The 5,688-nt window shown below is 59.2% G+C and carries 6 protein-coding genes and 1 pseudogene; 4 read left to right on the forward strand and 3 right to left on the reverse strand.

Annotation, left to right across the window (positions count from 1 at the left end; genetic code table 11):
- Positions 1 to 55: 55 nt before the first annotated feature.
- A complete protein-coding gene (locus IE243_RS20825; protein WP_191321237.1) occupies positions 56 to 622 on the forward strand; it encodes a helix-turn-helix domain-containing protein in 567 nt (188 codons plus the stop codon).
- 327 nt (positions 623 to 949) lie between these two features.
- On the opposite strand, the gene IE243_RS20830 is transcribed toward IE243_RS20825, so the two are convergent.
- Together IE243_RS20830 and IE243_RS20835 are read right to left on the reverse strand one after the other, a co-directional pair.
- Positions 950 to 1,762 (reverse strand): family 1 encapsulin nanocompartment shell protein, encoded by an 813-nt coding sequence (locus tag IE243_RS20830; protein ID WP_191321238.1) that lies wholly within the window; start codon positions 1,760 to 1,762, stop codon positions 950 to 952.
- The gene (locus IE243_RS20835) at positions 1,759 to 2,829 is read right to left on the reverse strand and encodes a Dyp-type peroxidase (RefSeq protein WP_191321239.1); all 1,071 of its coding nucleotides are present in this window, start codon (positions 2,827 to 2,829) and stop codon (positions 1,759 to 1,761) included. The genes IE243_RS20830 and IE243_RS20835 overlap by 4 nt, the downstream gene beginning before the upstream one ends.
- Before the next feature lie 216 nt (positions 2,830 to 3,045).
- Here IE243_RS20835 and IE243_RS24030 point away from each other — a divergent pair.
- Positions 3,046 to 3,311, forward strand: a pseudogene (locus tag IE243_RS24030) (hypothetical protein); the annotation flags it as partial.
- A 41-nt stretch (positions 3,312 to 3,352) separates the two neighbouring features.
- Here the strand turns inward: IE243_RS24030 and IE243_RS20840 are convergent.
- Positions 3,353 to 3,853: a MarR family winged helix-turn-helix transcriptional regulator gene (locus IE243_RS20840; RefSeq protein ID WP_191321240.1), complete on the reverse strand. Its 501-nt coding sequence runs from the start codon at positions 3,851 to 3,853 to the stop codon at positions 3,353 to 3,355.
- A 237-nt stretch (positions 3,854 to 4,090) separates the two neighbouring features.
- Between IE243_RS20840 and IE243_RS20845 the strand changes: the two genes are divergently transcribed.
- Complete coding sequence (locus IE243_RS20845; protein ID WP_191321241.1) at positions 4,091 to 5,287, forward strand: ABC transporter substrate-binding protein; 1,197 nt, start codon at positions 4,091 to 4,093, stop codon at positions 5,285 to 5,287.
- Positions 5,288 to 5,358: 71 nt separating this feature from the next.
- The coding region (locus IE243_RS23630; protein WP_244643290.1) for an AMP-binding protein at positions 5,359 to 5,688 on the forward strand (330 nt) is incomplete at its 3' end.

Raw genomic sequence — 5,688 nt, forward strand, 5'->3', positions numbered from 1 at the left:
CATGTCAATCGGACTCCGCAAATGGGCGCATGGGTTCTGATCAGAGAGTCTTGGTATGACAGGCTATCTTGGGCAACTTGTTTCACTTGATGGCCCATTGCCCGCGAGCCAGACGCTTGCGGCGCAGGAGGCGTTCACGACCCTGCTGGCCAGCGCGTTGAAGGGGGAGACGCTGGAGCGCCAGCGCGCGGACGCCATCCCAGGCTCTGTGTTGCGGCAGCGGGTCCTGTCGTTTATCGAGCAGAACTTTCAGTCGGGCGACGTTACGCCGGAAGCCATCCAGCGTCGTTTCAATGTGTCGCGCGCACACCTTTACCGGGCTTTTGCCGCTGACGGCGGCGTAGCAAAACTCGTGCAGGGCAAGCGGCTGGACGCCGCATTTCTTGAGTTGCTCAAGTCAGGAAAGTCGTCACGCTCCATAACGGATATCGCCTTCAGCATGGGATTTTCGAGCGGCAACCAGTTGCTGCGCAGCTTTCGGGCGCGTTTTGGGATGACGCCCAGCGAGGCCAGGAATGAGGGAGGAACACCACCAGTCACCCGACCACATGCCCACGATGTACAAACCCATTTTGCTGAAGTTCACAGGCGGACGGTTCAGGCTGAGCCGGTGGAGCGCTGATCTTCTGGTGGGCGCACGGCGGCGTTCGCCGGCGCTGTTCGCATCCGTGAGCGCCACGACCCCGAAAACCTGTGCGTCTGGGCCAAGACGAATATAGGCCTGGGTTCCTTTATCGTTCCCAATACGAGATGAACTGGCGGTTAAGAGGGCGACGCCGACGTCAACACCTTCGAACTATGCAAAAAGATAAGGTTCCCGTCGAAACACCTGGCGCAATTCCCGAGCTACATGGATCGGGGATTGCCCCAGTTTCCCCTGTTTTGAGCGAAATCTGATCGACCAGACGATTCCGTCTGGTCGCAAAGCGCTTTAGCCCTCAATGCCAGATCATCCCTGGTCCTGAAGCGGATGCAGCGCCACGCAGGCCTCGGCTGTCAGCAGGCGAAAAGTGAATGTTTCCTGGAAATACAACTCGACCGTCGTAGACGTGTGGCTTGCATAACCGATAGAGATATCTTGGCCGATGTGCAGTTCGAAATCGCCGCCGCGGGTCGACATCACGACCCCGCCCCTGATCGCGGGAGCCCAGACAACGCCGCCATCAACGACGCGTTCAACATGGTGGAAGACGGGATAGCCGTCGTCACTGCCGCCGCTGGCCGCCGTATAGGCGTCCGCGCCAAGCACCAGCGCATACGGTCCTTCGCATCCGGACAGACGCAACTGGCTGACGGCCTTCGCCACGGCGTCCGGATAGCTTTTCACGTTCGTGGGAAGCGTGATCGGAGCGTTGCTGCTGCCCTGGCGTATTCCCTGAATGCTCGCGGCCGCATAACCGTCGAAGACGGCCTGATCTTCAGCGAACGCGATCTTCTGCGCGGCCTGCTTCAATGGCCACCAGTCAGAGTCACGTGAGCCGCGCTCGACATCATCAATCTGCTGGCGCGACAACTCGAAGGGAACGCGGAGTTCAATCAGCGGCTTCGCATCGCGCTGCGCCGCCTGCACGCCGTCCGCCGGAGCCTCAATACCATGCTGGTGGCCTGTGCCAATCGCGGCCAGCGCGTTTCCCTTCGGCTCGGGCACATCCACGACCCGGCGCGCGGCCAGATGACGCTTCAGCGTGCGGCTTGCCTCCTGCTCAATTTGTTCCCATGCGGCGGTGGAGATGGGAGCAAGCTCCCGATGCAGATTGTTCATTGCCCTGCCTCATTTTTAAGGGAGCCGATCCCGAGCGAAGCATCTTTCCGCTCCTTCGGCGGAGCCGGGACAGCCACGGCGTCCGAAGAAGGGGACGCGCCTGCTTCCCGCATGCCGGATGGCGGCGGATCCGGTTGAACATCATCGAGAAAGGTCGCGGTTGGCGCGAAGAACAGCGCACCGGTCACGGCCCGGCTAAAATCGAGCAGCCGGTCGTAGGTTCCTGGCGGATTCCCGATAAACATGTTCTCCAACATGCGTTCGATGCGGTGAGGTGAGCGCGCGTAGCCGATGAAGTAAGTGCCAAACTCACCCTTGCCAACCTCGCCGAACGGCATGTTATCGCGAACGATCTGGAGTTGCTCGCCATTTTCCTCGATTGAAGTCAGGACGTTGTGCGCATAGGGCTTTTTTTGCGCATCAATCTGTTCGATGTCCGACAGTTTGTGCCGGCCAATGATATTTTCCTGCTCCTCCACGGGAACCTGGTTCCAGCGGGTGAGATCGTGCAGATACTTCTGCACGATGACATAGCTGCCGCCCGCGAAATCCGGGTCCTCATCGCCGATGAGCGTTGCCTCGGCTGCCGCCCGATCCACCGGGTTTTCCGTCCCGTCGACAAAGCCAAGCAGGTCGCGGTCATCGAAGAACTTGAAGCCGTGCACCTCATCGGCGACAGAGACTGCGCCGGACAGGCGCGTCATGATATGCGTCGCCAGTTCAAAACACAGATCCATGCTCGCGGCGCGAATGTGAAACAGGACGTCGCCCGGCGTGGAAACCGCGCGATGGATCCCGTTGATTTCACGAAATGGATGCAAGTCCCTGGGCCTCGGCTGACCGAACAGCCTGTCCCAGGCGTGTGCGCCGAACCCCATCACGCAAGATAGCTGTCCGTCTAGGTTGCGGAAACCTACGCCCCGCACCAGGCTGGAAAGATCGCCGCACAGCTCCCTGACGGCCCGTTCCGACGCCGGCGCGGCATTGATCGTAACGACCAGAAAAATTGCCGCGCGCGTGAGCCGGCTGTTGGCCGGCTGAGATAATGGGGAAGCGCTTGCAACCATGAAAGCCTGTCAGGGTTGTTGGACGGTTGGCTTCAGGATGGCACGCAGCCCCCACGGTTCCAAGAGAACGTTCACATATTTGCAGCCATAGCTTTTGGGCTGATCGATCTGCGGCAACCAGCTTGCAATCCAGATTTCCTCGCCGACGATGGATGCGGGCGGTCTCTCCAACGATGAAACAGGCAATATATGGTGCTCCTGTCATAACAAGGCCCTGTGGGGACGGGCGATCCGCCGCGGAACGTCGCTTCCATGCTGGCCGACGGGCCTGGTGCTGGCCCGAATCCCGACCCCAAACGTATGACGGCCGCGTCGACGGGGATCAGGGCTCTCCAGATCGGCTGGATGCGCAGTTTCCATGCCAGCCCCTAAACGCAGGCCGCGCAGGCTCGCGTCACCGATGCACATCCGCTCTCGCAAATCCGGGGGCCGGGACGACGGCCTCATCAAATAGGCAATTCTTCGGTGCCCGAGACGGGGCGATCAGTCAAAGCTCCGCCTGCTCTGGCGCGCCTCTCGAAATTCAGCCGCCGGTTGGCGTGATCCACGCGCGGTCCTGCTCACGAACCAATCTCAGCAGGACATCCCAAAACAAGCCAAGATCCCCCATCGGAACGTCCTTCAGGCACTCGCTCACGTGTTCGTACTGCAATTGCGACAGACGCTGCGACAGCTCCACTCCCTCCTTTGTTGGATAGTGACAGCGATACCGACGATCTCCGTTTCCCATCCTTTGCTCAACCAGGTTCATCTGAACCAACTGGTTTATGGTTCGCGAGAACGCCTGATTGGTGATGCGCAGGGTGGAGAGCAACTCATTGACTGTGATGCCCGGACGCTGAACCACAAAGTAGAGCACCCTATGATGCGGACGCCCGAGCTTGTAGTCCGCAAGAACCTGGTCGGCCCTGTCAGCCAGCTCCATGTGGGCATAGAAAATGAGATCCATTGTGCGCCGCAGCGTTCCCTCGCTGCAATGGAGGCAAGATTTTTCTTGGTCCGGGTAGGTCGGTTTGTCCAACATGTCCCTCTCCTACTCCAGGCTGCGATGCATGGGAACGCCATTTGCGTCCTGAACGCGACGGCAGCGCCAAGCTGGGCTGCGCGGAAGCGACGATATTGCCGGACCCCGCGCCCAGACCGTTCCACCCATCGCCAGTTACCCAAACTTTGTTGGTCTATTGCATTCCCGCAATAGCCCAATGATACTAAATACGGCGACTACGTTGCGCCAGCCCCCAGAGGGCAGGGAGGAAGCTTTATGCGCGCTTTGATGATTGGTGCACTTGGCGTCGCCGCGATGATCGCATCATCGCAGGCAGGCGCCTCGGACAAGAAATATGACGGAGGGGCGAGCGACACTGAAATTCGCATCGGCCAGACAATACCGCACAGTGGCCCTGGCGCGCCTTATGGCGTTATCGGCCGGTCCTTGACTGCCTATTTCGACATGCTGAACGAAACGAAAGGCGGAGTAAACGGCCGGAAGGTCCGGTTCATAAGCCTGGACGACGCTTACAGCACGCCGAAAACGGTGGAGCAGACGCGCAAGCTGGTCGAGCAGGACGATGTTCTGGCGATCTATGGAAGCACCAGCTCTGCAGGCCAGCTGGCCATTCAGAAGTATATGAATTCGAAGGGAGTGCCGCAGGCGTTCGTCATGACTGGCGCTTCGCGGTGGAACAATCCAAAGGAATTCCCGTGGACCATTCCGGGGCAAGCGCTTTATCCCAGCGAAGGGAAGGCGATGGCGCAATATGCCCTGCGGAAGGTCGCCGATCCGAAGATCGCCCTTTTCTACCAGAACGATGAGTTTGGTCGGGACTACGTGAAGGGCTTCAAGGAAGCACTGGGTGACAGGGCCGGGAAACTGATTGTTGCTGAAGCTTCCTACGACCTTACGGATCCGACGGTCGACAGCCAGATTTTGAAGCTTTCCCAATCCGGCGCGAACATCTTGATGAATGCATCAGCGGGCAAGGCGTCGTCGCAGGCCATCCGCAAGATGGCCGAACTCGGTTGGAAACCTCTGCATCTGGTATCTTCGACAGCTGTGGGAGCACCCCTTATCAATGCAGCCGGGCCAGAAAATGCAAAGGGCCTGACCACTGCACGCACCTTCCGTAGTCTTGGTAGCCCGGAATGGGCAAATGACCCGGACATCCTGAAATATCAGGAGTTTCGCAAGAAATATCTGCCGAACGTTGACGCTGACAACGATCTGGCATTTATCGCCTATTCCGCGGCGACCGTACTTGAGCGGATCCTTGAGCGCTGTGGTGATGATCTGACGCGGAAAAACGTCCTCAAACAGATGACCAGCATCAAGGGGATGACCGCCCCTGGTCTGCTGCCAGGCGTTACGTATGCCATCACGCCGGATGACTACACGCCGTTCAGCAAACTTTATATCTCGGTTTTTGACGGTAAAAACTGGAACCAGGAAGAAGTTAACTAAAACAATCCAAAGCCAGCAACGTGTGTTTCTGGCATCAACGTTTTGGTCTATTTTCCGGACGCGAGAAACACATGCTGCTACCCATGGGCGATACGCCGCGCTGGTACGCGGACCGAAAGGGCCACGATACGCCAGCCATCATTCATTCCGGTGAAGTCCTGACGTGGAGCCAGCTGGAGCGCGGCGCCAACCGTCGCGCCCGCGCCTTCATGGAGCTGGGCGTGAAGCCCGGCGATTTCGTCGCCGTCGGCCTGCCCAACAGCAACACCTTCTACGAGAACACTTTCGCCATCTGGAAATGTGGCGCGACGCCCTGCTCGCTGTCATATCGCCTGCCGCCGGGCGAGGCGGCGGCCATTCTGGAGCTGCTGCGCCCGTCTCTGGTGATCGGCGGGGAAGCC

The sequence above is a fragment of the Camelimonas fluminis genome (assembly GCF_014656355.1).
GTDB lineage: Bacteria > Pseudomonadota > Alphaproteobacteria > Rhizobiales > Beijerinckiaceae > Camelimonas > Camelimonas fluminis.

Coding starts and splice junctions, on each gene's coding strand:
- IE243_RS20825 (WP_191321237.1), top strand. CDS start 56: ATGACAGGCTATCTTGGGCAACTTGTTTCACTTGATGGCCCATTGCCC.
- IE243_RS20830 (WP_191321238.1), bottom strand. CDS start 1,762: ATGAACAATCTGCATCGGGAGCTTGCTCCCATCTCCACCGCCGCATGG.
- IE243_RS20845 (WP_191321241.1), top strand. CDS start 4,091: ATGCGCGCTTTGATGATTGGTGCACTTGGCGTCGCCGCGATGATCGCA.
- IE243_RS20835 (WP_191321239.1), bottom strand. CDS start 2,829: ATGGTTGCAAGCGCTTCCCCATTATCTCAGCCGGCCAACAGCCGGCTC.
- IE243_RS20840 (WP_191321240.1), bottom strand. CDS start 3,853: ATGTTGGACAAACCGACCTACCCGGACCAAGAAAAATCTTGCCTCCAT.